Genomic DNA, 23,496 nt, shown 5'->3' with positions numbered 1-23,496 from the left:
GGGTACTGGAAGCACAGCCGCGGGCCGCCGCGGTCGCGGGCCAGCAGCGCCACCGCGGCCGAGAGGCCACCGCCGGCGCTTTCGCCGGCCACGCCGAGGCGGGCCGGGTCGATGCCGAGCTCGTCCGCTTTGGCCGCCGCCCAGGTAAGGGCCGCGTAGCAGTCCTCGACCGGCGCCGGGAACGGGTGCTCGGGGGCGAGCCGGTAGTCGACCGAGACGATCACGATCCCCAGTTCGTCGACGAGGCGCAGCACGTGCGCGTCGAAGGTGTCGAGATCGCCCATGACGAACCCGCCGCCGTGGATGTAGAGCAGGCCGGGCACCGCGGTGGCGCGGTTCGCCGGGGTGTAGACGCGCACCGGCACATCCGGGGCATCGGACGGCCCGGGCACGGCGACGTCCCGGACGTCGATCGGGGCGGCCGGTTCGTAGGCGGGCAGGACTTCGCTGAGCTGCGCCATCGAGGAGCGCGCGGCCAGCAGGGACTCGTGGTCGGTGAGGGTCACGGCGGGCAGCATGTCCAGCCAGGGCAGCAGCTCGGGATCGATCGCGTAGGTCATGGTCCGATGATCGGCCGACCGGGGTGTCCCGGACCACCGCCACGCGGCGGCCGTTGCCCCCCGAATCGGCGCCACCCGGCGGCGGCCGGTTGCCGTGCGGGCGGTCTTGCCGGCCCGGGCATTCTGGCTGCGGGGGGTGCCCGGGTGGGCCGCGCGGTGCCGACCCGCGCCATTCAGCGGCGGGCGGTGCAGGGCCGGGCCGCGGGGTTGCCGACCCGCGCCATTCAGCGGCGGGCGGTGCAGGGCCGGGCCGCGGGGTTGCCGATCCGCGCCATTCAGCGGCGAGCACTGCCGGTCCGAGCCGCGCGGACCGGCTGCGCGGTGCCGATCCGCGCCATTCAGCGGCGAGCAGTGCCCCACCGGGCCGCGCGAGCCGGCCGCGGGGTTGCCGGCCCGCGGCATCCGGCGGGCGGATCTTGCCAAGCCGCCCGCGCCACCCGGCTGCGGCGTTGCCGGGCCGATGCTCGCCATCCGGTGGCGAGCGCGCCTATCGTGGCGGGATGAAAGGGCTGCTGCTGCGGCTGTCCGGGCTCGACGCCGACGCCGAGAACGCCGTGCGGGTGATCGGGTTCTTCGACCGCCTGATCACCGGCCGCGCGGGTCTGGATGCGCTCGTGCGCAGCACGGCGGACCTGGCCGGCTGCCCCGTCGGTGTGCACGCCCCCGGCCAAGGCCTGTCGCTGCGTGCGTCGCCGGGGGCCGGCGTCGTCACCCCGGCCGCGGCGCCCGCGGGGGCCGCCACGCGGACACTCGAAGGCGGCGTGGTCGTGTGGGTGGCCCGGGCGGGCGCGGCCGTCCCGCTCGACGACATGCTGCTCGAACGGTTCGCGATCGCCGCCGCGATCCTGCTGGAGCACTCCGGTGTGCCGCGGCCCGAGCTCGGGGATCCCGCTTTGGTCGAGCTGGTGCTGTCCGAAGACACCGGCACGGCCGAGCGGTCCCGGGCCCTGCACCTGCTCGGCTTCGGCCCGGCGGCGCGGTTGCGCGTGCTCGCGGGCACGGGCGTCGACACGCTCGCCGGCCGTTCGGCGCGGCTTGGCGGGGTGCGGGCGGTCCTGCTGCCCGGCGAAGTCCCCTCGCTCCCCGACCAAGCCCGCGCGGGCATCGGCACGGAGGGACCGGCGATGGAGGTGGCCCGTTCCTGGGCGGCTGCCCGGACGGCCCTGCGCTTCACCTCGGCGGCGGAGCCGGTGGTGTGGTGGGAGCGGCTGGGCGGGCTGGCCGCGTTCGCGGGCAAACTGGCGCCGGCGGAACTCGCGGAGCTGGCCGATGTCCGGGCGCTCGACCGCCTCGCCGCCGAACCCCACGGCGCGGACACGTTGGCGGCCCTGGACGCGCTGTGCGCCACGGGCTCGGCCCGCAAGGCGGCCGCGGCGCTGCACCGCCACCACAGCACGATGCCGGCCCGGCTGGCCCGCGCGGAGTCGGTGCTGGGGTTCGAGGTCGACTCGCCGGCCGGCCGGTTCCGCCTCCACCTGGCCCTGCTGCTGCGACGCCTGCGGGACAACGCCGACCCGGCTTGACCGTCCTGAGTGGACCAGCACGGCCCTCCCCTCGCGGCGGCCCTGCCCCGGCCTTGCCGGACCACCGCGGCCTACGAGCCGCCCCCGCCGGACACGCGAACCGGCCGATGCCGGGCTCAGCTGACCGTCTTCACCGGCTCCCGTGACCGCCGCACCAAATCCTCGGCCGCGGCCGGCCACTCCGGGTACCTGAACTCGAACCCCGCCTCGCGCAGCCTCCCCGGGATCACGCGGCGGCTCTTCAACAGCAGCTCCGTGTCGCTGCGCAGCACGAACGCGCCGATCTCCGCCATCCACTTCGTCGCCGGCAGACCCACGCGCACCCCGGCGGCCGAGCGCAGCGCGTGCAGGAAATCCGCGTACGGCAACGGCTCCGGGGCCGCCAGGTTCACCGGCCCGCTCAGCTCGTCGCGCTCGATGAGGAAGCCGATCGCCCGGACCATGTCCTCCTCGTGGATCCACGACATGTACTGACCGCCGCCCGCTACCGGGCCGGCCAGGCGCAGGCGCGTCAAGCGCAGGAGCATCGCCAACGCTCCGCCGGGTTCCGGGCTCATCACCATCGCCGCGCGCAGCGCCACCTTGCGCGTGTCCGGGGTTACCGCCAGGCGCTGCTCGCGTTCCCACGCCTTGGCGATGTCGACGCTGTACGACCAGTAGGCCGGCACGTCCGGCTCGTCGCCGCCGAGGACTCCGGTGGTTTCGTCGTTCGGGGCGCCGAACGTGTGCGCGTAGATCGTCGCCGTGCTCATCTGCAGCCACGCCCTCGGCGGGCGGGCCGCGCGGGCGATCGCGCCGCCGACCACCCTCGCCGAGTCGACGCGGGAGTTCAGCATCTCGCGCAGGTTCGCCGGGGTGTACCGGCAGTTCACCGACCTCCCGGCCAGGTTGAGGACGACGTCGCTGCCGTCGATCTCCGCCGTCCACGGGCCCGGCCCGCGGCCGTCCCAGTGGACGTGGCGCACCCCCGGCTCCGGCCGTGCTTCCCGTCTGGTCAGCACCACGACCTCGTGCCCCTGCCCGATCAGCGCGCGGCCCAGCACCCGTCCCAGGTGCCCGGTGCCGCCCGGAATCACGATCTTCATGCAACCCCCTTCACGGTTCGCCCGTTCCCACGGTACGCCAAGAGTTGAACATGTTCAAATACCTGCCGACGTCACTCATCACGCGGCGAATTGTCACCTTCGAAGCCGGGGCGGGTGACTGAGCTGGTCGGGGAACCGGTGACCGCTCAGGCCAGGCCGGTCAGCCGCTGGTAGGCCTGGCCGAGCGGGCCGGCCGCGAAGACGGCCACCAGCGCGGCGGCGATCATGAACGGCCCGAACGGCAGCGCCGTCTTGCGGCCGCCTTTGCCGGTCGCCAGCACGACGACGCCGGCGACCGCGCCGAGCAGGAACCCGCCGAACGCCCCGATGAGCAGGGCCGGCCAGGACAGGTAGGCGAGGATCCCGCCGAGGAGGCCCGCGAGCCGGACGTCGCCGAAGCCCATGCCCGCCGGGTACGCCAGCGCGAGGAGGAGGTAGAAGCCGAACAGCGCGGCGCCGCCGATCCCGGCACGGGCGAGCGACCACCAGTCGCCGCGCCACCAGGCCGACGCCGTCAGCAGGACGATGAGGACCGGGTACGACGGCAGCACGATGGCGTTCGGCAGGCGGCGGCAGTCGACGTCGATCAGGGCCAGGGCGATCCCGATCGCGCCGAAGGAGAGGAAGGCGGGCAGGTCCGGCGGGTCGAGCCGCAGGGCCAGCAGCGCGAACAGCACGGCGGTGCCGAGCTCGACCAGCGGGTACCGGACGCTGATCCGGGCACCGCAGCCCGCGCACCGGCCGCGCAGGACGAGCCGGCCGAAGACGGGGACGTTGTGCCGGGCTTTGACGCTCCGCCCGCAGTCCGGGCAGCGCGACGGCGGGCGGACCACCGACTCACCGCGCGGCACCCGGTGGATCACGACGTTGAGGAACGACCCGACGAGCAGGCCGAGCACCGCCGCGGCCACGACCAGCACCGCCATCGGGCTCCTTCGGGTCGGGGACGAACGCCGCAGATCTTGCCCGACACCGCCCGCGCCCGCGACCGGACGACTCGCGTACCCAGGAGGACGACACGCGTACCCCAATGGACGACACACCGATCGGCCGCGGGCCTGCTCGTGTCGTCCGGCCGGGTACTCATGTCGTCCGTCCAGGTACGCGTGTCGTCCGGCTGGGTACGCGAGTTCGCCGGGTGGGTCCCGGGGGCGGGTGTGCGGGCCTACAGTCTGGGAGGTGACCGCCGCCGGATTGCCGATCGTCGCCGGGGTGGACGGGTCGGCCGAGTCGCTCGATGCCGTCCGCTGGGCCGCGCGGACCGCCCGGCTGCGGGCGGCGCCGCTGGAGGTCGTGCACGCCCTCGACGTTCCGGCCCTGCTCGCCGGCGGGGTCGTGCCGCCGCCCGAAGAGATGGTCGACGCGCTGCGCGCCCGGGGGCGGCGCGCGCTGCGGACCGCGCAGGAGCTCGCCGGCGCGCAGGGGGTTCCCGCCGCGGTCACCCGGCTCGATCCCGACCGCGCCGCCCAAGCCCTGATCGAGGCGTCGCGGTCGGCCGCGCTGCTCGTCGTCGGGTCGACCGGGCACGGCAGGCTCACCAGCCTGCTCGCGGGATCGGTCGCCACGGCCGTCGGCACCCACGCCCGCTGCGACACCGTCGTCGTCCGCGGGGACAGCTGGGACGAACCCGGCGCGGCCGAGCGGCCGGTCGTCACCGGCGTCGACGGCAGCGAAGCCGGTGCCCGCGTCCTGGCGACCGCCCTCGCCGAAGCCCGCGCCCGCCGCGCACCGCTGGTCGTGCTGCACGCGTGGGCGGACAGCCCGCCGCCGCACCGGGACCCGCGGTGCGTCACCGAGGCGGGACGCCGGCTGCTCGGCGAGCGGGTGCTGGCCCACGACACCGGCGACGTCGCGGTCGAGCAGATCGTCGTGCACGCGCACCCGCGGAAGGAACTGGTCGAGCGCAGCGCCACCGCCCAGCTGGTCGTTCTCGGCGACCGCGGCCGCGGCGGGTTCCCCGGCCTGCTGCTCGGCTCCACCGGTCAGGCCCTCCTGCACCACGCCGCCTGCCCCGTCCTGCTGGTGCGCACCACCGCGTAACGGGGAAGCGGAACGGAAGCGGCACCGGGCAGGATGACGGAAAGCGAGAGGGAGGAAGAAAGATGAAGACTGCGAAAAAGGCCGGGCTGGTGGCGCTGGGGGCGCTGCTGGCCGGCACGACGGTTCCCGCCACCCCGGCCGGAGCGGCGTCGATGATCCAGCGGACGAGCATCTGCCACTCGGGCGACTTCAGCGGCAGGTTCACCCTCCAGTACGAAGCCGTCGGCTTCGACTACCGCATCACCGGTGGCTACACCGTGTCGGGGCCGTACATCGGCGACGTCGCGGGCACCGTCTCCCTGCGGATTTCCTACCGCAGCGGATCGACGACGCACACGGTGTACTCCCAGACGTCGGCAACGACCGGGCACACCACCTTCACCGTGCCGACGACCACCACCGTGCCGGCCACGTCCACGGGCACCGCGGCGGCGACGTTCGACAACGGCTCGGCGTCCTGCACCGCGACGGTGCCGATCAGCTAGCCCCCCGATCGAGGGCGGCGCGCAGGATCGCGCGGGCCGAACCGGCCAGGACCTCGGCCGCCCGGGGGCGGTCGAGGCCGCCGATGTCGGTCAGCCAGACCAGGGACTCGATGCCCGTCGCCGAGCGGATCGCCACCGCCAGGGCGTGGACGTCCAGCGTTTCCGCGAGCGGGGCCAGTGCCTCCTCGATCCAGCGGATCGCCCGGCCGCGCCGCAGCACCGGCTGCGGCGCGCCGGCCTCCAGGGACAGCCTCAGCTGGGCGCGCAGCTGGGGCTCCCAGCGCAGCGTGAACTCGATGAACGCCCGCATCACCAGGTCGAGGCGGGCGGCCGGGTCGGCGGGCGCGTCCGGGGGCAGCAGGCCCGCGTCGTCCTGGATCTCCGGGTACGCCGCCAAGAGCAGCGCGCGCTGGTTCGGGAAGTACCGGTAGGCCGTGGTGCGGGAGATCCCGGCCACCTCGGCAGCGTCCTCGACCGCCGGTGAGATGCCCTTCGCCAGCAGTTCGTGGGCCGCCGCGACCAGCGCCGCACGCGTCCGCCCCTTCTGCCGGCTCCGGCCCGTGGACTCATACGGGACAGGCATGCCATCATGGTACCCACGTCCCACGAAGGAGGCGACCATGACCGGTGACCCGGCCGAAACGAATCCCGAGCTGTACCGGGTGGTCTTCGAGAACGAGCGGGTACGGGTCCTGGAGTACCAGGACGTCCCGGGCGACCGGACCGCGCCGCACCGGCACCCCGACTCGGTGATGGTCACGCTGAGCGGGTTCAGCCGCCGGATCTCCGCCGGCGGCCGCGAGGTGGGCGTGGAGCTGCCGGCCGGCGCGGTGCGCTGGCTCGCGGCCCAGGAGCACTCGGGCGAGAACGTCGGTGCCACGCCGACGCACGCGATGTTCGTCGAGCTGAAGGAGCTCCGCCCCGGCGGAGCCGTCGCGGGCACCGCCCTGGGTCCCGGCGCACCGTGACCCAGGGCGGTTCGCTCCCCGCTCAGCAGCTCGAGTGCTGGTTCGTCTTGAAGATGTTGACAGCGCTGAAGAGCGACGCGTCGAAAGTGAAGTGCTTCGTCCAGAAGTAGCGCGGCGGCGGGTTCCCGTCGTCCATCCGCGGGCTGTCGAACGTGCCCGCGGAGAACAGCTTCGTCCCGGCCGTGGTCTTGAAGTCGAAGCTGGAGTGCCAGACGTCGCCCGTGTGCGTCTGGAACGTCAGCGTCGTCGCGCTCCAGTCACCCGTGCCGTCCGACCGGATCACCATGGTGCCGTTGTCCTGCTCGCAGTCGCCGACGTGCAATTGGCCCCACGTGGCGCTTTTCACCTCGAGGACCGCCGCGCTGTGCACCGGCGCCGCGGTCGCCGCCGGAGCACCCGCCAGCACCGCCGCCCCCGTCGCCGCGAGGGCGAAAACCGGTGCCAGACCCCGAATCATGCGTTTCATGGACTTCCTCCCGAAGAACCGGTGGCCGCGGACCCTCCTGGTCCGCGCCAGGCGAGCCTCGCAGCGCCCGTCGACACTCCGTCGACAGTTCGTCGACGGAGGTTTACTTCGGCGTCGGACGTATCCCTGGCGGCGCGGCCCGCTCCTGTACGCCGGAGCACGCGGGATGACCGCGTCGCGGAGGGGCGGGCATGCGCGGGGTGGACCTCGGGGTGCTGGGACCGTTCGAAGTGCGGCTGGACAGCGAGCCGCGGGACGTCGGGGGGCCGCGCCTGCGGACCCTGCTGGCGGTGCTGGCGGCGGAGGCGGGCCGGGTGGTCAGCGTCGCCGCGCTGGGCCGCGCGCTGTGGGGTGCGGAGGCGCCCGCGCACGCCGACCGGACCGTGCGGACGTACCTCTCACGGCTGCGCGGCACGGTGGGCTCGGGGGTGATCGTGACCCGGCCGCCGGGGTACGTGCTGCACCTGGCGGCCGACGCCCTCGACGCCGCGCGGTTCGAACGGCTCGCCGCCGAGGGACGGCGGGTGCTGGCCGCCGGGGAACCCGCCGCCGCCCGGGAACGCCTGGCCACCGCGCTGGACCTCTGGCGCGGCCACGCGGCCTACGAGGAGTTCGGGGAGGTGGAAACCCTGGCGGCCGAGGGGATGCGGCTCGACCGGCTGCGCCACGACGCCGTCCAGGACCGGATCGACGCCGACCTCGCGGCCGGCGAGGACACCGGGCTGATCGCCGAACTGGAGGCGCTGACCGCCGCGTTCCCCGGCCACGAACGGCTGTGGGCGCAGCTGATGACGGCGCTTTACCGGGCCGGGCGGCAGAGCGACGCGCTGGAGGCGTTCCGCCGGGCCCGGCACGGCCTGATCACCACGTCCGGGGTGGAGCCGTCGCCGGTGCTGGCGCACGTGCACCGCCAGGTGCTCGATCACCACCCGGCGCTGCTCGCCACCCGGGCGACCGCGGTGGTGACCACCCCCGACGACGCCCTCACCGTCGGCGAACACGCGCTGCTCGAGGACGGCGATCTCCGGACCAGCCGGGAACACTTCGAAACCGCCTACGTCCGGGCCGAGCGGGCCGGGGACGCCACCACGCTCGCCCGCGCGGCCCTCGGCCTGGGCGGGTTGTGGGTGCACGAGCACCGGACGGCCGTCGCGGCGGCGTCGCTGCTGACGCGGCTGCGGCACGCGCTGGAGCAGGTGGATCCCGGGTCCACGCTGGGCCACCGGCTCCGGGTCCGGCTCGCGGCCGAGCTGGACTACGAAGCAGGCACGCACGACCGCGTCCTCGCGGCGGCCGAGCGGACGCGGGCGGCGGGCGACCCGGTCGCGCACGCCGAGGCGCTGAGCCTGGCCCACCACTGCCTGCTCGGCCCGGACCACACGCGGCTGCGGCACGCCCTCGCGACGGAGCTGGTCGGGGTGAGCGCCCGCACGGGACGGCGCACCGATCTGGTGATGGGCGTGCTGTGGGACACCGTCGACCTGTTCCTGGCCGGCGACCGGCACGCCGAGCGGCGGCTCGTCGAGCTCGACGAGCTGCTGGCCGAGCGCAAGCACCTGGCGGCGGGCTTCGTGGCCGACGCGCTCAAGGTCATGCTGGCCATCCGCGCCGGCCGGTTCCGCGAGGCCGAAGCCGGGGCGCAGGTCTGCGCCGAGGCCGGCCACGCGGCGGGCGACTCCGACGCACTCGGCTGGTACGGCGCGCAACTGGTGGCGATCCGGTGGTTCCAGGGCCGGCTCGGCGAGCTGGTGCCGGTGCTGGACGGCCTGATGCACTCGCCGACGCTCAGCCCGATCGACAACTCGTACTACGCGGCGCTCGCCGTGGCGGCGGCCTCGGCCGGGGACCGCCGCACGGCCGCGGGCGCGCTGGCGCGGCTGTGCGGCGAAGACCTGGGTGCGTTGCCGCGGTCGAGCAGCTGGCTGACTTCGCTGTGCGGCGCCGCGGAAACGGCCTACCTGCTGGACGATCGGGTGACGGCGGCGCGGGTCCACGAGCTGCTGGCGCCGTTCGCGCAGTTGCCGGCGATGCCGAGCCTGGGCATCGCGTGCTTCGGCTCGGTCCACCACCCGCTCGGGACCACCGCCCTGACGGCCGGGGACCCCGACCGGGCGGTGACGCACCTGCGGGCCGCGGTACGGCACAACCTCGCGCTGGCCCACTGGCCCGCGGTGGTGTTTTCCCGCCGCCGGCACGCCGAGGCGTTGCTTCGCCGCGCAGGTCCGGGCGACGCCGCGGCCGCGGACCGGGAGCTGGCCGCGGCGGACGAGGAGGCGCGGACGTTCGCCGGGCCGTCCGTCACCGGGCGATGAGCTGCTGTTCCGGCCGGCCCTCCAGCCGGAACAGCGGGGCGACCGCGGCGAGGTCCAAGGCCCGGCGCACGACGCCGGACGGCTTCACCGCCAGGTCGATCCCGGCCTCGGCACAGCGAGCCCGCAGGCGGCCCAGCGACGCCACGCCCGTCACGCCGCAGAAACCCACGCCCAGCAGGTCGACCACCAGCCGCCGCGGTGCCGCCGCGATCGCGCGGTCGAGTTCCTCGTCGAGGCGCGGCCGCGTCACCATGTCGATTTCGCCCGTGACGGTGACCCGCAGCGTTCCCGGACAGGGCTCCGCGGTCGTCGCGGTCAGCAGCAACGCGGACAGATCAGGGGCGCTCATCGAGGTGCTCCTTCCACGGAGATCAACGGTCAGTGATCGTTTCCTACCCTGCGGCCGCCGGCTCCAAACACCTTCGGTCGGCTGGTCCTGCGCGGCCCGGTCGACGCCCGCTGTCACCTGGGCAAGCCACGCTACGACGGGCCGCGCCGGCCGAGCCCGCGCCGGTCGGACCGCCGCCGCCGCGCGGAACCCGGCGCTGCGCGACCGGCCCGAGTTCGCGCGTGGCTGGAGACCTTGATCGCCGCCGGCTCCGAACACCCTCGGTCGGCTGGTCCTGCGTGGCCCAGTCGGAGCCCACCGCACCCGGGCAAGCCGCGCTACGGCGCCCGGACCCGCGCCGGTCGGACCGCCGCCGCCGCGCGGAACCCGGCGCTGCGTGCCCGGCCCGAGTTCGCGCGTGGCTGGAGATCTTGATCGCCGCCGGGACCGAACGCCTCCGGCCGGCTGGTCCCGCGCGACCCGGTCGAAGCCGACTGCCACCTGGGCAAGCCACGCTACGGCGGGCCGCGGCGGCCACGCCCGCACCGGCCGGACCGCCGACCGGCAACTGCCGCCGCGGCACGCCCGGCCCGAGTCAGCGCATGGCCGGAGACCTTGGCCGCCGCCGGGACCAGCCGCGCGGGCCGGTCCTCAACGCGAGCCGCGCCTTCCTCGGCCGGACCGGCGCCCGCTCAGCGTCGCCACCCCGGTGAGAACACCGGCCGGACCGGGACGCCGCCGCGGGCCGTGCCCAGGTCCGCCAAGGTGACCTTCTCCAGGCCGTTGCCCGGGCCGCCGTCGCTGGTCACCGCCAGGGCCAGGGTGTTGCGGCCGTGGGGGTCGAGGATTCCGGTCGGGAGCACGAACGTGTGCTGCGGCCCGACGTCGCCGATGTACTGGCCGACGTTCCAGCCGTTGAGGAACACCAGCACCCGGTACCGCCCGCCGGAACGGGGCTTCGCCGGATCGCCGATCGTCAGGCCCACCGACGTGTCCTGGTCGTGCGGGACCCGCAGCGAGAACGTCGTGCGGTACCACGTCGTCCCCGGGTCGGCCGCCGGTGCGGGCACCGCCGCCGGTGTCCAGGCGCGGTCCGGGAAGCCGGGCAGGTGCCAGCCCGCGCGTTCGCCCGCGAGACCGCCGTTGTTCAGCGGGCCGCGCACCGGGTCCGCCGTACCGCCCTGGAGCTTCCACGCCACGCCGGTAAGGGACGACGAAATGAGCCCCCGGCCTTCCTTGTGGGCGTCGTTGACGCCGCCGTCCTCGTTGTGGCCGTTGTTCCGGACCATCACCGAAAGCACGTGCGGGCCGTCGCCGCGCAGGCCTTCGGGCACGGTGAAGGCCGCGGTGCCGGTCGTCGGCGGGGCGGGCAGCGCGGACGGCACCACGTGCTGGCCGAGGTACTGCCCGTCCAGCCACGCCTGGAGCACCCCGGCGCCCCCGCCGCCGTAGCGGAGGCTGACCTGCTCCCCCGGCGTCCCGGTGAACCGGCCGCGGTACCAGACGTCGCCGACGCCGAAGCCGTAGTCGTCCGCGGTCAGCACCGGCTGCCCGGCCGGCGGCGGGGTGGTGCTGTTCGTCGCGGTCCGGTCCGCGGACGGCCACGCCGAGTCGTCGTACCCCGGCTCGGCCTCCGGGGACCCGGGCGCCGAACGCCAGCCGGTGAGCTCGGGCAGGCGCGGGTCGGCGGGGCCGGGCAGCGGCCGCAGCGCCAGCAGGCTGCCCGACGCCGTCGGCCGCGCCGGCACCGGGGCGCCGTTCCACCACAGCAGCGGGCTACGGGCGCCCCACACTTCAAGATCCCTCGGCGCCTTCGTGTCGCCGGTCAGCACGAACCCGGCCCGGGCGGTCCGCACCAGGTCCGGCCCGCGCACGAGCAGGCCACCGACCGGCCAGAACGTGTCCGCGGTCGCGTCGTCGGCGAGCAGCAGCGTGACGGCCGGGCGGCCACCGCCGCTGATCCGGACCCGCGCGAGCCCGTCGTGGCGGTAGTTCAGGCGCAGGTCGTGGCCCGACCAGGTGGTCGTGACGTTCCCGGCGAGGACGTCCACACGCGGCTGCGTCGCGTACCGCAGCACCGTCTCGCCGTCCTCACCCGGCCGGCCGTGCAGCAGCACGGTCCCGGCGGCCTGGGCCATCAGCTCCGACGTCGAGTACACGAGGTGCTGGCCCGCGACGTCGAAGTTCGCCACCAGGTACTTCGCGTCCTGTCCGTTCAGCCGGACGGGCACGGTGTAGTCACCGTCCGGTGTGGACAGCGGGAAGGTGAACGCGTCGTCCGTCGTGGCGTTCGACGGCGAGTGCACCGGCAGGTAGAAGTGCACGCCCGTGTCCGGGTTGACGTTGTGGTAGACCTTCACCGCGGCCGACGACGGCGTCACCGGCGCCGCACGGTCCATTTTGGCCAGATCCGGGACGGTGGCCAGGAACGAACCGATCTCCTTCATCGTCAAGGCCTTCGGCCGCAGCTGACGTCCTTCGTCGATCGCCGCGCCGTAGTCGTAGGAGCTGTAGACCACCGGCGCCGGGAGCCCGCCCCAGGACGTGCCGCCGAAGGTCATGTAGAAGTTCTGGAGGGTCAGGCCGTTCGCCAGGTTCGTGCCGTAGAAGACGCGCTCGTAGCCCGGCCCCTGCCGCACCGCGGTGCACGGGTAGGTGCCGTTGCTGCCCCAGTAGTCGAACCAGCCGCCGCCGAACTCGGCGACGAACCCGGGCGTGTTCGGCGACGCGCTCGCGCCGCCCTTCGCCCCGCCCGGCCCGTAGGTCCCCCAATCCGGGGCGGTGTTCGGGTTTCCCGGCGTCGCGTCGGTCCGGCAGGTGCCGCCGGGGTAGCCGTCGAAGGCGTAGAGGTCGACCTTGCCTTCGACGGTGCCGGGTACGCCGGAGCCGGGCGGCACCCAGATGCCGTTGCGGCCCTTGTCGTTGTGGAAGACCGGGACCGTGATCCCGTCGGCCCGCACCTTGTCGTAGAGGTGCGCGATGTAGTTGCGCTGCGCCGCACCGGTGGCGGCCAGCTCGTTCTCGATCTGGTACAGGATCACCGGACCCCGGCCGTCGGTGTACTGGTGCCGGCCGATGATCCGGTCGATCTGCGACAGCCACTCGTCGGCCGCGGCGAGGTAGTCCGGCGCGTCGCTGCGGGCCCGGCCGGCCTGGGTGCTCAGCCACGCCGGGAAACCGCCGCCGGTGACTTCGGCGTTGATGTACGGGCCGGGTCGCGCGATGACGTACAGCCCGGCTTCGGCGGCGAGGTCGAGCACGCGGTCCATGTCGCGGACGCCGGTGAAGTCGTACACCCCGGGCGCGGGCGAGTGGTAGTTCCAGTCGAAGTAGATCGAGACCGCCGTGTAGCCGGTGGCCTTCATCTTCTGCAGGACGTCGCGCCACAGGTCCGGGCTGGGCAGCCGGAACGGGTGGAACTCGCCGGACCAGACGACCTGGCGGCGGCCGTCCAGCATGAGCGAGTACTTGTCGAACGTGACTTGGTGCTTCGGCGCCGCAACCGGAGCGGCCGACACTGGGGCCGCACAAAGCCCGGTCGCGACGAGCAGGGTGACGAACAGGGACAGCAACCGGCGCATGGAACAACTTTCCCGTCGAAGGGCGTATAGGTCGTTATACATGATCAGTACACGTAGGGCCAGCCGGCGCTGTCGTAGCCGATGAGGTTGATGCCGAGCTTGCCCGTCAGCGGCGTCGCGTCCGAGTAGTAGTAGTGGTAGACGAGCACGTCGGCGTCCGAGTCGTGCAGCACGGCCACGTGACCGGGGCCGTGGACCGCGCCGTGGCTCGCCAGGATCTGGGTGCCGCCGCCCGCGGTCATCCGGACGCCGGCCCGGTCGGTGTACGGGCCGGTGATCGACGCCGCCCGGCCGACCATCACGCGGTAGGTGCTCTTCGTGCCCTGGCAGCAGAGGTCCCACGAGACGAACAGGTAGTAGTAGCCGCCGTGCTGGATGATGAACGGCGCTTCCTCGGCCGACGTGCTGCCGGTGCGCTGGGCGACGGCGCGCAGCGCCGTGTCGGTGGTGCTGCGCTTGCCGGTGGCCGGGTCGAGCCGGATCATCTTGATCCCGGTCCACCAGGAGCCGAAGCTCAGCCACCAGCGGCCGGAGGAGTCGACGAAGAGGTTCGGGTCGATGGCGTTGTAGTCGTTGCTCGTGCTCGTCTGCACGACGATCCCCTGGTTGGTCCAGCTGCCGGGCAGGCCGGTGGTGCTGGTGGCCAGGAAGATCGCCGAGTTGCGGGAGCCCAGCGACGAAGCCGCATAGTAGAGGTAGTACTTGCCGTTGTGGAACGAGATGTCCGGCGCCCACAGGTACTCCGGCTTGGCCGGGTCGGTGAAGGGCGCGGTCCACGGGGCGCCGTTCGGCCAGACCGAGCCGATCTTCGTGAAGTGGATCCGGTCGGTCGAGCGGCGGATCTGCAGGTACTGGTCGGTGGAGTAGAGCAGGTAGCTGCCGTCGGCCGCGCGGATCATCGACGGGTCGTGCACCGCCTCGATGTCCCCGGTCACGTAACCGGGGTCGGGGTAGGTCGCGGCCTGCGCGGCGGGAGCGCTCAGCAGGGCGGCGGCGACGGCGACGAGGGCCGGGAGGCGGCGCAGGCTCATGGGTGTCCTCGGTTCGACTCTGATCCGGGACGCTGTTAGCGCTAACAGCGTCCGACGGTGAGAATGGTCGGCGGTCACGGGCCGGTGCGTCAAGGGCCGGACGGAGGGTCTCCCCGTCCGGCCTCGACGCCGTCCTCAGTGCACGGGGTTCCACCCGTCGCCGCCCGCGAGGTACTTCTGCGCGGTGTAGTTCCCGGCCTGCGCGGCGGGCAGCTGCGGCCGGTCGGTCCCGGTCCCCGCGCCCGGGCCGGTGTTGCGGTACTCGGAGAACCGCGCGTCCTTCCACGAGAAGCCCGACATGTCGGTCCACGGCGCCGGCTTGATCGCCGCGGGCAGGGACGTCTCGCGGATCAGGACCTGGGCGATGGCGTCCACGTCGCCGCCGGGGTGCCACGGACGGCCGAGGTAGAAGCTCGCGTTGGCGGCCGAGCTGAGCACCTTGCTGCCGACGATCAGGAAGCCGTACGGGTTCGACCGCCGGGTGCTGGCCGCGGTCAGGAAGCCGTTGTTGCTGCTGGAACCGCGGTCGAGGGCGGTGATCGTCGCCCGGTCGAACACCGCGGTCGCGCGGCCGAAGATGAAGTCGACGTCGCCGCTGATCGCGCAGTTGCGGTAGTACTGGCGGCCGACCGTGCCGACGGCCGCGGTGTCGGCGTACAGGGTGTCCTGGTGCCCGAGGAAGGTGACGTTGTCGAAGACCATCCGATCGCCGGTGGTCTTGACCGCGACCGCCTGGGTGTCCTTGATCTCCGGGTGGGCGTTGCGGTCGAAGGAGTTGCGGAAGGTCAGCGCCGTGGCGGTGAAACCGTTCGCGGCGATCGTCGCGGTCGCGCTGCCGGAGGTGCCGTAGGTCGAGCCGTCGGGCTTCTTCGTCCCGCTGGCGTTGTTGTAGTCGACGACGACGTCGGCGGCCTTCCCGGTGGTCCCGCGCATCGTGATCCCGGTCTTGCCCGAGGGCACGGTGATCACTTCGCGGTAGGTCCCGGGCTTGATCGAGATCGTGCCGCCCGCCGAAACCGCGTTGATGCCGGCCTGCACGGTGGAGTAGTTGCCGGAGCCGTCCTTGGCCACGACGACGTTCGTGGCCGCGGCGGCTGACGTCGTCGTAGTAGCCGCCAGGGACGCCCCGGCGAGCACCGACGCGACGAGCAGGGTCTTGAGCATGACGCCTCCACGGAGTGGAACGCGCCGGGGGTACCGGACGGCGGCCGGCACCCCCGGCGCGGGTCGGTTACTTGTAGGTGATGTTCGCCGCGGTGTAGAGGCAGTTCGTCGAGTCCGGGCCGCTGCCGATCTTCGTCGGCTCGCCGCTGGTCACGCCCTTGTACTTCGTGCAGGGCTCGATCTTGCGGCTGGAGTCGCCGACGATGGTGATCCTCGTCAGCTTGGCGGTGTCGCCGTAGTTGGTGTTGATGCCGACCAGCGCCTTGCCGGGCACGGTGGCGGTGACGTTGTCCACGACGACGTTGCGCTTGTACTGCGTCTTGCAGTTGCCGCAGGAGCGGTACAGCTTGCCGAAGTCGTTGACCTGGAAGTTGCGGATGTACATCGTGCCGGGGCCGTTGTGCTGGAACACCTTGTCCGACGCCTTGCGCGCGCCGCCGCCGTCGATGGTCATCGTCTGGGAGGCGGAGGTGCCCTTGAAGGTCGCGGCGTCTTCGCCGACGTCCTCCCACCAGACGTTGAGCAGCGTGCAGGTGCCGAGGCAGTGCACGCCGTCGGCGGCGGGGTTGCCCAGCACGACGTTCTTCAGCGTGGTGCCGTTGGCGAGCTCGAAGATCGGGCCCTGGTCCTCGCTCTGGCCGCCGGTGCCGAGGTCGCCGGTGCCGTAGAACCGCTTGAGCCCGCCGTCGTACGTACCGCTGGTGACCTTGATCGTCTTCGGCACCGGCACGCTGGTGCTCGGGTTCGGCCACGAGGCGGCCGACGCGGTCGCGCCGGTGCCGACCGCCGCCGAAACGGCGAGCGCGGCGACCGCCACCACCCGGACGATCCGGGACATTGCTGGGGGAACCATTCGTCACTCCCTGGTCTTGAGCTTCAATCGGCGCTGATGGAAAACGTCCGACCGGGTTGTGAAAGCGCTTTCTCGCCCCCGAGTTTCGGGTTCGGGGCGGAGTGTGTCAATGTCGTTCGCCGCAGCGCCACGCATGTCGCCCGGATGGTCGCCAGCGGCCGCGGTTTTCAGAAAACGCCGAAACTGTCGAAGGGTTCAACGCCCGGGACCGGCGCCGGCGAGCACCAGCGCGGGGACCGCCCACGCGGGGTCGAGGCGCTCGACGAGGCTCGGCGTCCAGCCGACGTCCGGCCCGAGATCCGGGTCGTTGGCCGCGTTGTATTCGGCCAGCAGGTCGACCGGCCGCGGCCACTGGTTGCCTTGGGCCACCAGCGTCCCGGTCGCGTGCAGCACGGTCCCCTTCCAGTAGTGCACCAGCTGGCCCAGGGGCAGCCCGGCGGGGACCCGGAAGAAGTTGTTCTCCGCGTAGATCCGGGACTCGACACCCACGCCGAGTGAATACGTGTAGGCCGCCGGGTCCTCGACCAGGTAGAGGTTGTCGTAGACGTGCACCTGGCCGTACCGCACCCGCGGCGCCCGCTGGCCGATTTCGGAGAACAGGTTGTGGTGCAGGGTGACCCGCAGCTTGCCGACGTCGTAGGTGGGCTTGTCGGTGTTGCCGATCAGCATGGTCTTGTCGTGGTCGTGCAGCCGGTTGTAGGACGCCGTGACCAGGTCCGAACCGTTCACGATGTCGAACAGCCCGTCGTGGACCTCGTATTTGCGGCCGAAGTACGTGGGCTGCCGGTCGTTCCCGCCGTCGCTGAACTCGTTGTGGTCCACCCAGACGTGCGTCGCGCCGACCAGGTCGAGGTTGTCGTACTCGGAGTTCCAGTTGCCGTCGGCGGTGTCGAGGGGATCCCACTGCGGGAAGCAGTCGTGGGCGTCGGAGAAGTGCAGGTTCCGCAGGATGACGTTGTTCCCGGTGACGCGCAGGGTGAGCCCGTGCAGCGTGGCGTGCGCGCCGAGCCCGACGATCGTGGTGTTCGGGCCGACGTCGAGCACGACCTGCTTCGCCTGGTTGGCCTGCGAGCGCTCCCGGGCTTCTTCCAGCGGTCCCGACGGCGGCACTCTGCCCCAGGTCGCCGGGTCGTACGCCGCCAGGTACGCCGGGAGGCTGTAGGCCGGATCGGCGAAACTTTCACAGCTCGCCGGCCGGTCGGCGGCGTCCACATTGCCCTCGATGGTGCCGCGGACGTAGACGATCTTCGGCGCACCCGGGTTCGCCGCCAGCGCGGCCGCCAGCTCGGAGCGCTTGGTCACCGTGCGGACGTCGCCGGGGGCGGCGGCCGAGCCGCCGGTGGTCCCGGTGGTCGCCGCGGCCCAGCCGTCGTGCGCGCCGAGCACGGCCCGGCCCGGATCGTGGCCGTGAGCTTGGGCGGGTGCTGCGGTGAGCGTCAATCCGAGCAGGGCTAGGCACCCCGCGAAAGCCTTCCAGCGCATGTCGGCTCCTCTAGTCGGTGTCCGGTCTCCTGAGCACCCGGGCCGCGAGCCGGGCGAGCCCGGCCGCGTCGGGGGCGCCGTCGATGACGACGACGTGGTGGGTCAGGGTCAGCTCTTCGCCCGGTTCGAGCAGCCACGGCCGGTGGTAGGTCGCGGCGAAGCTGACCACGGGGAACGGCTCGGCGCGGACGTACCAGGCCGTCGGGTGGGCGGCGTTCTCCGGGCTGTCGGCGAACAGCAGCGTCGAGGTCCGCAGGCTTTCGTCGTGCTGCCCGGTGAAGGCGAGCCACGGCGCCCGGTGCCCCATCGCCTCGGCCGCGGGCTTCCCGTCCGACGTCCGGACCGTGCCGCCGACGAACGAGCGCGGCCCGCGCCAGAACAGCCCGCCGTAGCCGGCGGTGTCCCGCCCTTCGGTGACCGGGCTCCCCCACCGCAGCTCGTGGCCGCTGGTGTTGCGCAGCCGGCTGGACCAGGTGAGCGTCCAGCGGCCGCCGCGCACCGAGACGTCGCCGAAGTGCAGCGTCCGGTGTTCGGTGAGCCAGCGCCGGCCGGCCGCGGTGCGCCAGGCCAGCTCGTGGCGCAGTTCGCAGTGCCCGCCGGCGTCGTCGATGCTTTCCCAGCGGACGTGGCCGATGGTGCCGTTGTTGTCGAGCGGGGTGTAGCCGCGGCCGCGCACGTAGGTGCGGCCGCCCCAGAAGTTCTCGCCCGAGAGGTGGGCCATGGTGAACTGCAGGCCGTTGTGCCAGGTGTGGTCGTGCGGCCGGACCGCGGTCACGATCTCCCCCGCGGTGGTGCGCAACGGGTGCAGGTACGGCTTCGGCGAGTCCCCGGCCGGTGTCGGCGGCTCGACGACGTACTCGGCCAGCACGACGTCGCCGAGGCGTACGCACACCCGGCCGTCGGGCTCTTCGGTCACCTCCGGCGTGCTGTCCCCCACGGTGGCCCGGCTCACGCCGGTTCCCCGATCTCCCCCAGCAGCTCTTCGACGGCCACCGATCGGCCGGTGACCAGCGATCGGTTCGCGGCCAGCCCGGTGAGCAGGGCCTGCAGGCCGGCGTCGTGGTCGGCCGCGCAGCCGAGCGGGTCCGGTTCGGCGTCGCCGAGCAGTTCGGCCAGCATCCGCTCGTCGCCGCCGCCGTGCCCGTCGCCGAGGAGTCCGTCGAACACGGCTTCCGGCGGTTCCCAGTGCCGTTGCACGGTCAGCCGGGCCCGCGCCCGCTTCGGCACCGGCTCGGCGCCGGACGCGTACTCGTTCTCGCGGACGTCCAGCTCCAGCCGGCCTTCGCTGCCGGAGAACGCGACGCGGTAGCCCTCCCGCGGCGAATACGCGTGCAGGTGGTAGTTCAGCACCGCCCCTCCGTGGTGGCGCACGAGCACCGACAGGTCGTCTTCGATGGTGACGCCGGGCGCGAACACGTCCTGGTTCCGGACGTACCCGTCTTCACGCTCGGCGTCGAGGTAGAGCGCGCGCAGCTTGGGTGAGGCTTCGAGGTCCAGCGCGAACCGGTCGCCGGCACTGCGGTGGCGGCGGCCGTTTTCGTCGCCGTAGAAGAACAGCCGGCCCAGCGCGAACACCGTTTCGGGGCCGCTGCCGAGCCACCAGTTGACCAGGTCGAAGTGGTGGCCGGACTTGTGGACGAGCAGGCCGCCGGAGTTCGCTTTGTCCCGGTGCCAGCGGCGGAAGTAATCGGCGCCGTGCGCGGTGTCGAGCAGCCAGCTGAACTCGACCGAGCCGACCTCCCCGATCGCGCCGCCGGCCAGCAGCTCCCGCACCCGGCGGTGCACCGGGTTGTACCGGTAGTTGAAGGCGACGCGCACCGAGCGGCCCGTCTCGCGCCGGGCCGCCAGGATCCGCCGCGCGCCCTCGACGTCGGTCGTCATGGGCTTCTCCGTGACGACGTCGCAGCCGGCCACCAGCGCGGCGACGACGTAGTCCGCGTGCGTGTGGTCGGGGGTGCACACCACGACGACGTCGATGCGTTCCTTCGCCAGCATGGCGGTGAAGTCGTCCGGCCGGTAGCCGGGGATCTCCATGCCGAGCCAGTCGTTGTGCACCCGCATGCGGGTCTCGTTGTGGTCGCAGAAAGCCGCGAGCTCGGCCCGCGGCGACGCGGCCAGTGCCCGGGCGAACAGCTGGGCCCGGGAGCCCAGGCCGACGATCGCGTGGCGACGCACCGCCATCACCTCTCTTTCAGGCGCGCGTAGCGGCGCCGGTCCAGGGCAGGGCGAGTTCGGAGAAGAGCGCGAGCCGCTCGGCCGCGGTGTCGACGTCGCGATCGACGCCCGGCACGACGAAGTGCCGGTCGGGCCCGGTGTCCACGGCCTGGACCCATTCGGCAGGCAGCGGCAGCGGTTCCGGGGCGTCGCGGACCGCTTCCACCAGCGCGGTGAACGCGCGGGTCGCGGCCAGCGGAGCCAGCAGCGGCTCGCCGTCACGGACGTGCGCGACGAGGTTGGCCAGCAGGTCCCGGGGCGGCCCGACCGGTGTTTCCGAGTCACGCACGACCACGAGGTCGGTCTTGTAGTGCCAGCGGATCCGGCCTTCGGTGCCGTGGACCAGCACGTAGGGGTCGTGGTCGGCCTCGGCGTCGAGCGTGGCCGCGACGACGACGTCCGGAGCCCCGGCGAAGCTCAGCCGCGCGCAGGCGGTGTCGTCCGACTCGATGTCCCTGGCCCGGTACAGCTCGACTGCGGTCCGCTCCGGCAGGACCTCGGCGGTGCCGTTGACCAGCAGGGCGGTCGCGACCGCGTGGGCGAACGGGTTGGTCAGCGCCCCGTCCACGACCGGTTGCCCGCCGACCCGGCGGCGGCCGGCCCACTCGGCGCGGGCGAAGTACCGGTCCCGCCGGATCCACGCCCCGGCGGCCGCGATCCCGGTGACCGTGCCGATCTCCCCCGCTTCGATCGCCGCCCGCACGACGGGGATCGCCGCTGAGCCGAAGCTCTGGAACCCGGTCTGGCAGGCACGGCCGCGGGTCAGCGCAGTGAGTTCGCCGAAGGCCGCGAGGTCGAGCACGGGTGGTTTCTCGACGAGCAGGTGGCAGCCGGCTGCGAGCGCGAGTTTCGCCAGCGGCAGGTGGGTGTGCGGCGGGGTCGCCACGACGGCGATGTCCGGGGTCGTGCGGGCGAGCAGTTCGGCCGCGTCCCGGGTGATCACCGCTCCGTCGGGCAGCAGGGCGCGGGCTTCTTCGGAGGGTTCGCGGATGTCGCAGGCACCGGCCAGCACCAGGTCGCCGCGATCGTGCAGGGCACGGGCGCGGCGCAGGTGCTGAGCCGCGTAGCCGGCCGTGCCGAAGACGACCACCTCCGGCGTCATCGGCGGCCGCCGGTCGCGACCGCGGCCAGGGCGAGGGGCCCGGCCACCACGAGGGCGAGGATGGGCAGCATCCAGACGAGCAGGGCGGACACGGCCAGCGCCGCGGCAACGAGCAACGCGCTTCGCGGCGAGGCAGCGGTTTCGCGCGCCGCCGTGACGATCGCCCGGCGCCAGGCCGGGCCGCCGGCGGCGGTCTCCGCGGCCGCCACCCCTTCGCGGCCGGCCGGGCCGCCGGTGGCCACCACCTCGCAGGTCCGCACCGCCACCACCACGCCCGCCACCGCCAGCACCCACAACGCCGGCTTCAGCACGCCCGCTCCCGGCATCGACGCCACCACCTCGAGGTCCACCGCGAACACCACCACCGCCGCCAGGCACCCCACCCCGAAGAGCACCCCGCCCCGCGCGGCCTCGCGGAAGTCCGCCCAGAAGGTTGTCCACAATGGACTACCGAGGTCGCGCCGGGTCCGGTCGAGGACCCGGCAGCCCGCCACGAGTGCCGGGGCCGCCGTCACCACCGGTACCGACGCCAGCGCGACGAGCAGCCCCGCCAGCAGGCAGTCCGAAAAGTCACCGAGCCCGGTTCGCCACTCTGCTGATCGCTTCAGCGTCCGCATCCGTTCACCCCTTCAGGCCGCTGGTGCTGACGCCTTCGACCAGCAGGCGCTGGAAGGCGAGGAAGAACAGCACGATCGGGACGAGCGCGAGCGCGGACATCGCGAACATCGCGCCGAAGTTCGACTCGCTGCTGGTGTCGACGAACAGCCGCAAGCCCAGCGGCACGGTGAACTTCTCCGTGTCGTTCAGGTACACCATCTGCGTGAAGAAGTCGTTCCACGTCCAGATGAACGTGAAGATCGACGTCGTCACCAGCGCCGGTTTCGACAGCGGCAGCACGACGTGCCAGAACGTGCGGTAGACCGAGCAGCCGTCGATGGTGGCCGCCTCGTCGAGTTCACGCGGGATGCCCCGCATGAACTGGACGATGAGGAACACGAAGAACGCCTCGGTGGCCAGCAGCTTCGGCAGGATCAGCGGCACGAAGGTGTTGACCAGCCCGGCCTGCTGGAAGATCACGTACTGCGGGATCAGCGTGACGTGGTAAGGCAGCATCAGCGTCGTGATCATGAACGCGAACAGCGCGCCCCGGAACCGGAACTTCAGCCGGGCGAAGGCGAACGCGGCCAGCGAGCACGACAGCACGTTCGCCGCCACCGACAGGCCGGCCACCAGGAACGAGTTGAGGAAGAAGCGGCCGAACCCGACGTCCGCCGCTCCTTCCCAGCCCTTCGTGTAGCCGTCGAAGACGAACCGGGTCGGCAGCAGTGCCAGCCGGGACAGGATCTCGTCCGGCGGCTTGACCGACGCGAACGCCAGCCACACCAGCGGGTAGAGCACCACGGCGACGATGACCAGGCACAGCACGTGCCAGCCGAAGGACCGCGCCGTGCGCGGCAATGCGGTCATTTGCTGTCCCCTGCGTCGTCGTAGAACACCCAGAGCTTGGCCGTCCGAAAGACGATCGCCGTCACGATGGCGATCACGACCAGCAGCACCCAGGCCATCGCCGACGCGTAGCCCATCCGGAAGTCCTGGAAGCCGACCTCGAACAGGTAGAGCGTGTAGAACAGGTCCGCGTCGGCCGGCCCGCCGCGGCCGCCGCCGATGACGAACGCCGGGGTGAACGCCTGGAAGGCGTGGATCGCCTCCATCACCAGGTTGAAGAAGATCACCGGCGACAGCATGGGCAGTGTGATGTGCCGGAACCGGCGGAACGCGCCCGCGCCGTCGATCGCCGCCGCCTCGTGCAGCTCCGCCGGGATCTGCTTGAGCCCGGCCAGGAAGATCACCATCGGCGCGCCGAACTGCCAGACGCCCAGCAGCACGATCGAGGCGAGGCTGAACTGCGGGTCGTCGACCCAGCTCGGGGTGTGCCAGCCGAAGAACGCCAGCACCTCGTTCACCGGGCCGCCGCCCATGAACAGCGCCCGCCAGACCAGCGCCGCCGCGACGCTCGCGCCGAGCAGCGAAGGCGCGTAGAACGCCGCCCGGTAGAAGCCGTTCGCGCCGCGGCGGGTGTTGAGCAGCATCGCCACCAGCAGCGACACCGTCAGCTTCAGCGGCACCGAGACCAGCACGTAGATCAGCGTGACCTTCACCGACTGCAAGTAGCGGTCGTCGCCGGTGAACATGTGCGCGAAGTTGCCGAACCCGACCCACTTCGGCGAGGTGAACATGTCGTAGTCGGTGAACGACAGGTACAGCGAGACCACCATCGGGCCGACGGTCAGCGCCACCGCGC

At 72.9% G+C, this 23,496-nt stretch carries 22 protein-coding genes; 5 read left to right on the top strand and 17 right to left on the bottom strand.

Translation table 11 applies throughout. The features are described from left to right. Positions 1 to 560: alpha/beta hydrolase (locus ACFVYA_RS42895; protein WP_387053431.1), on the bottom strand; the 560-nt coding region annotated here is incomplete at its 3' end. 500 nt (positions 561 to 1,060) lie between these two features. On the opposite strand from ACFVYA_RS42895, the gene ACFVYA_RS42890 reads away from it, so the two are divergent. Then, entirely contained in the window at positions 1,061 to 2,083 is a 1,023-nt protein-coding gene (locus ACFVYA_RS42890) for a helix-turn-helix domain-containing protein (protein ID WP_387053429.1), read from the top strand. Positions 2,084 to 2,199: 116 nt separating this feature from the next. On the opposite strand, the gene ACFVYA_RS42885 is transcribed toward ACFVYA_RS42890, so the two are convergent. Both ACFVYA_RS42885 and ACFVYA_RS42880 read right to left on the bottom strand, forming a co-directional pair. Further along, on the bottom strand, positions 2,200 to 3,168 hold the full coding sequence (locus ACFVYA_RS42885; protein ID WP_387053428.1) for an epimerase: 969 nt from the start codon (positions 3,166 to 3,168) through the stop codon (positions 2,200 to 2,202). A gap of 146 nt (positions 3,169 to 3,314) precedes the next feature. Then, positions 3,315 to 4,094, bottom strand: coding sequence for a prepilin peptidase (locus ACFVYA_RS42880; RefSeq protein ID WP_387053426.1), 780 nt, complete (start codon positions 4,092 to 4,094; stop codon positions 3,315 to 3,317). 253 nt (positions 4,095 to 4,347) lie between these two features. On the opposite strand from ACFVYA_RS42880, the gene ACFVYA_RS42875 reads away from it, so the two are divergent. Together ACFVYA_RS42875 and ACFVYA_RS42870 are read left to right on the top strand one after the other, a co-directional pair. Next, positions 4,348 to 5,208, top strand: a complete 861-nt coding sequence (locus ACFVYA_RS42875; RefSeq protein ID WP_387053424.1) for a universal stress protein — start codon at positions 4,348 to 4,350, stop codon at positions 5,206 to 5,208. A gap of 62 nt (positions 5,209 to 5,270) precedes the next feature. Beyond that, entirely contained in the window at positions 5,271 to 5,693 is a 423-nt protein-coding gene (locus ACFVYA_RS42870; RefSeq protein WP_387053422.1) for a hypothetical protein, read from the top strand. Here the strand turns inward: ACFVYA_RS42870 and ACFVYA_RS42865 are convergent. Then, complete coding sequence (locus ACFVYA_RS42865) at positions 5,686 to 6,276, bottom strand: TetR/AcrR family transcriptional regulator (RefSeq protein WP_387053420.1); 591 nt, start codon at positions 6,274 to 6,276, stop codon at positions 5,686 to 5,688. The two genes, ACFVYA_RS42870 and ACFVYA_RS42865, sit on opposite strands and share 8 nt — an antisense overlap. A 37-nt stretch (positions 6,277 to 6,313) precedes the next feature. Between ACFVYA_RS42865 and ACFVYA_RS42860 the strand changes: the two genes are divergently transcribed. Beyond that, positions 6,314 to 6,661 (top strand): cytoplasmic protein, encoded by a 348-nt coding sequence (locus ACFVYA_RS42860; protein ID WP_387053418.1) that lies wholly within the window; start codon positions 6,314 to 6,316, stop codon positions 6,659 to 6,661. A gap of 22 nt (positions 6,662 to 6,683) precedes the next feature. On the opposite strand, the gene ACFVYA_RS42855 is transcribed toward ACFVYA_RS42860, so the two are convergent. Next, on the bottom strand, positions 6,684 to 7,127 hold the full coding sequence (locus tag ACFVYA_RS42855; protein WP_387053416.1) for a DUF6294 family protein: 444 nt from the start codon (positions 7,125 to 7,127) through the stop codon (positions 6,684 to 6,686). 191 nt (positions 7,128 to 7,318) lie between these two features. Here ACFVYA_RS42855 and ACFVYA_RS42850 point away from each other — a divergent pair, with 191 nt between their 5' ends. Continuing rightward, the gene (locus tag ACFVYA_RS42850) at positions 7,319 to 9,439 is read left to right on the top strand and encodes a BTAD domain-containing putative transcriptional regulator (RefSeq protein ID WP_387053415.1); all 2,121 of its coding nucleotides are present in this window, start codon (positions 7,319 to 7,321) and stop codon (positions 9,437 to 9,439) included. Here the strand turns inward: ACFVYA_RS42850 and ACFVYA_RS42845 are convergent. The 12 genes from ACFVYA_RS42845 to ACFVYA_RS42790 all read right to left on the bottom strand — a co-directional run. Next, positions 9,426 to 9,788 (bottom strand): STAS domain-containing protein, encoded by a 363-nt coding sequence (locus ACFVYA_RS42845; RefSeq protein WP_387053413.1) that lies wholly within the window; start codon positions 9,786 to 9,788, stop codon positions 9,426 to 9,428. The genes ACFVYA_RS42850 and ACFVYA_RS42845 overlap by 14 nt on opposite strands. Before the next feature lie 671 nt (positions 9,789 to 10,459). Continuing rightward, positions 10,460 to 13,348 (bottom strand): beta-galactosidase, encoded by a 2,889-nt coding sequence (locus ACFVYA_RS42840; protein WP_387053411.1) that lies wholly within the window; start codon positions 13,346 to 13,348, stop codon positions 10,460 to 10,462. 44 nt (positions 13,349 to 13,392) lie between these two features. Then, entirely contained in the window at positions 13,393 to 14,379 is a 987-nt protein-coding gene (locus ACFVYA_RS42835; protein WP_387053409.1) for an arabinan endo-1,5-alpha-L-arabinosidase, read from the bottom strand. Between the two features lie 135 nt (positions 14,380 to 14,514). Next, the gene (locus tag ACFVYA_RS42830; protein ID WP_387053407.1) at positions 14,515 to 15,543 is read right to left on the bottom strand and encodes a pectinesterase family protein; all 1,029 of its coding nucleotides are present in this window, start codon (positions 15,541 to 15,543) and stop codon (positions 14,515 to 14,517) included. A 67-nt stretch (positions 15,544 to 15,610) separates the two neighbouring features. Beyond that, positions 15,611 to 16,381: a pectate lyase gene (locus ACFVYA_RS42825; RefSeq protein ID WP_387053433.1), complete on the bottom strand. Its 771-nt coding sequence runs from the start codon at positions 16,379 to 16,381 to the stop codon at positions 15,611 to 15,613. A gap of 210 nt (positions 16,382 to 16,591) precedes the next feature. Next, the gene (locus ACFVYA_RS42820) at positions 16,592 to 17,878 is read right to left on the bottom strand and encodes a polysaccharide lyase family 1 protein (RefSeq protein ID WP_387053405.1); all 1,287 of its coding nucleotides are present in this window, start codon (positions 17,876 to 17,878) and stop codon (positions 16,592 to 16,594) included. Positions 17,879 to 17,888: 10 nt separating this feature from the next. Next, positions 17,889 to 18,830, bottom strand: a complete 942-nt coding sequence (locus tag ACFVYA_RS42815; RefSeq protein ID WP_387053403.1) for a PmoA family protein — start codon at positions 18,828 to 18,830, stop codon at positions 17,889 to 17,891. Continuing rightward, positions 18,827 to 20,059, bottom strand: a complete 1,233-nt coding sequence (locus ACFVYA_RS42810) for a Gfo/Idh/MocA family protein (RefSeq protein WP_387053402.1) — start codon at positions 20,057 to 20,059, stop codon at positions 18,827 to 18,829. The genes ACFVYA_RS42815 and ACFVYA_RS42810 overlap by 4 nt, the downstream gene beginning before the upstream one ends. Before the next feature lie 10 nt (positions 20,060 to 20,069). Next, positions 20,070 to 21,194 carry a Gfo/Idh/MocA family protein gene (locus ACFVYA_RS42805; RefSeq protein ID WP_387053400.1) on the bottom strand — a complete coding sequence of 375 codons (1,125 nt, stop codon included), beginning with the start codon at positions 21,192 to 21,194 and terminating at the stop codon, positions 20,070 to 20,072. Next, entirely contained in the window at positions 21,191 to 21,811 is a 621-nt protein-coding gene (locus ACFVYA_RS42800; protein ID WP_387053398.1) for a DUF624 domain-containing protein, read from the bottom strand. The genes ACFVYA_RS42805 and ACFVYA_RS42800 overlap by 4 nt, the downstream gene beginning before the upstream one ends. 4 nt (positions 21,812 to 21,815) lie before the next feature. Next, positions 21,816 to 22,661 carry a carbohydrate ABC transporter permease gene (locus tag ACFVYA_RS42795; RefSeq protein ID WP_387053396.1) on the bottom strand — a complete coding sequence of 282 codons (846 nt, stop codon included), beginning with the start codon at positions 22,659 to 22,661 and terminating at the stop codon, positions 21,816 to 21,818. Continuing rightward, on the bottom strand, positions 22,658 to 23,496 hold an 839-nt coding region (locus tag ACFVYA_RS42790; RefSeq protein ID WP_387053394.1), incomplete at its 5' end, for a carbohydrate ABC transporter permease. The genes ACFVYA_RS42795 and ACFVYA_RS42790, both read right to left, overlap by 4 nt.

The sequence above is a fragment of the Amycolatopsis sp. NPDC058278 genome, from assembly GCF_042881395.1.
GTDB lineage: Bacteria > Actinomycetota > Actinomycetes > Mycobacteriales > Pseudonocardiaceae > Amycolatopsis.
This window is presented reverse-complemented; position numbering and strand designations above follow the sequence as displayed.

Excerpts from the sequence above, each read along its gene's own strand:
- ACFVYA_RS42885 (WP_387053428.1), bottom strand. The coding sequence starts at position 3,168 with ATGAAGATCGTGATTCCGGGCGGCACCGGGCACCTGGGACGGGTGCTG.
- ACFVYA_RS42805 (WP_387053400.1), bottom strand. The coding sequence starts at position 21,194 with ATGACGCCGGAGGTGGTCGTCTTCGGCACGGCCGGCTACGCGGCTCAG.
- ACFVYA_RS42850 (WP_387053415.1), top strand. The coding sequence starts at position 7,319 with ATGCGCGGGGTGGACCTCGGGGTGCTGGGACCGTTCGAAGTGCGGCTG.
- ACFVYA_RS42830 (WP_387053407.1), bottom strand. The coding sequence starts at position 15,543 with ATGCTCAAGACCCTGCTCGTCGCGTCGGTGCTCGCCGGGGCGTCCCTG.
- ACFVYA_RS42880 (WP_387053426.1), bottom strand. The coding sequence starts at position 4,094 with ATGGCGGTGCTGGTCGTGGCCGCGGCGGTGCTCGGCCTGCTCGTCGGG.
- ACFVYA_RS42835 (WP_387053409.1), bottom strand. The coding sequence starts at position 14,379 with ATGAGCCTGCGCCGCCTCCCGGCCCTCGTCGCCGTCGCCGCCGCCCTG.
- ACFVYA_RS42845 (WP_387053413.1), bottom strand. The coding sequence starts at position 9,788 with ATGAGCGCCCCTGATCTGTCCGCGTTGCTGCTGACCGCGACGACCGCG.
- ACFVYA_RS42795 (WP_387053396.1), bottom strand. The coding sequence starts at position 22,661 with ATGACCGCATTGCCGCGCACGGCGCGGTCCTTCGGCTGGCACGTGCTG.
- ACFVYA_RS42800 (WP_387053398.1), bottom strand. The coding sequence starts at position 21,811 with ATGCGGACGCTGAAGCGATCAGCAGAGTGGCGAACCGGGCTCGGTGAC.
- ACFVYA_RS42860 (WP_387053418.1), top strand. The coding sequence starts at position 6,314 with ATGACCGGTGACCCGGCCGAAACGAATCCCGAGCTGTACCGGGTGGTC.
- ACFVYA_RS42855 (WP_387053416.1), bottom strand. The coding sequence starts at position 7,127 with ATGAAACGCATGATTCGGGGTCTGGCACCGGTTTTCGCCCTCGCGGCG.
- ACFVYA_RS42810 (WP_387053402.1), bottom strand. The coding sequence starts at position 20,059 with ATGGCGGTGCGTCGCCACGCGATCGTCGGCCTGGGCTCCCGGGCCCAG.
- ACFVYA_RS42840 (WP_387053411.1), bottom strand. The coding sequence starts at position 13,348 with ATGCGCCGGTTGCTGTCCCTGTTCGTCACCCTGCTCGTCGCGACCGGG.
- ACFVYA_RS42870 (WP_387053422.1), top strand. The coding sequence starts at position 5,271 with ATGAAGACTGCGAAAAAGGCCGGGCTGGTGGCGCTGGGGGCGCTGCTG.
- ACFVYA_RS42890 (WP_387053429.1), top strand. The coding sequence starts at position 1,061 with ATGAAAGGGCTGCTGCTGCGGCTGTCCGGGCTCGACGCCGACGCCGAG.
- ACFVYA_RS42825 (WP_387053433.1), bottom strand. The coding sequence starts at position 16,381 with ATGTCCCGGATCGTCCGGGTGGTGGCGGTCGCCGCGCTCGCCGTTTCG.
- ACFVYA_RS42865 (WP_387053420.1), bottom strand. The coding sequence starts at position 6,276 with ATGCCTGTCCCGTATGAGTCCACGGGCCGGAGCCGGCAGAAGGGGCGG.
- ACFVYA_RS42820 (WP_387053405.1), bottom strand. The coding sequence starts at position 17,878 with ATGCGCTGGAAGGCTTTCGCGGGGTGCCTAGCCCTGCTCGGATTGACG.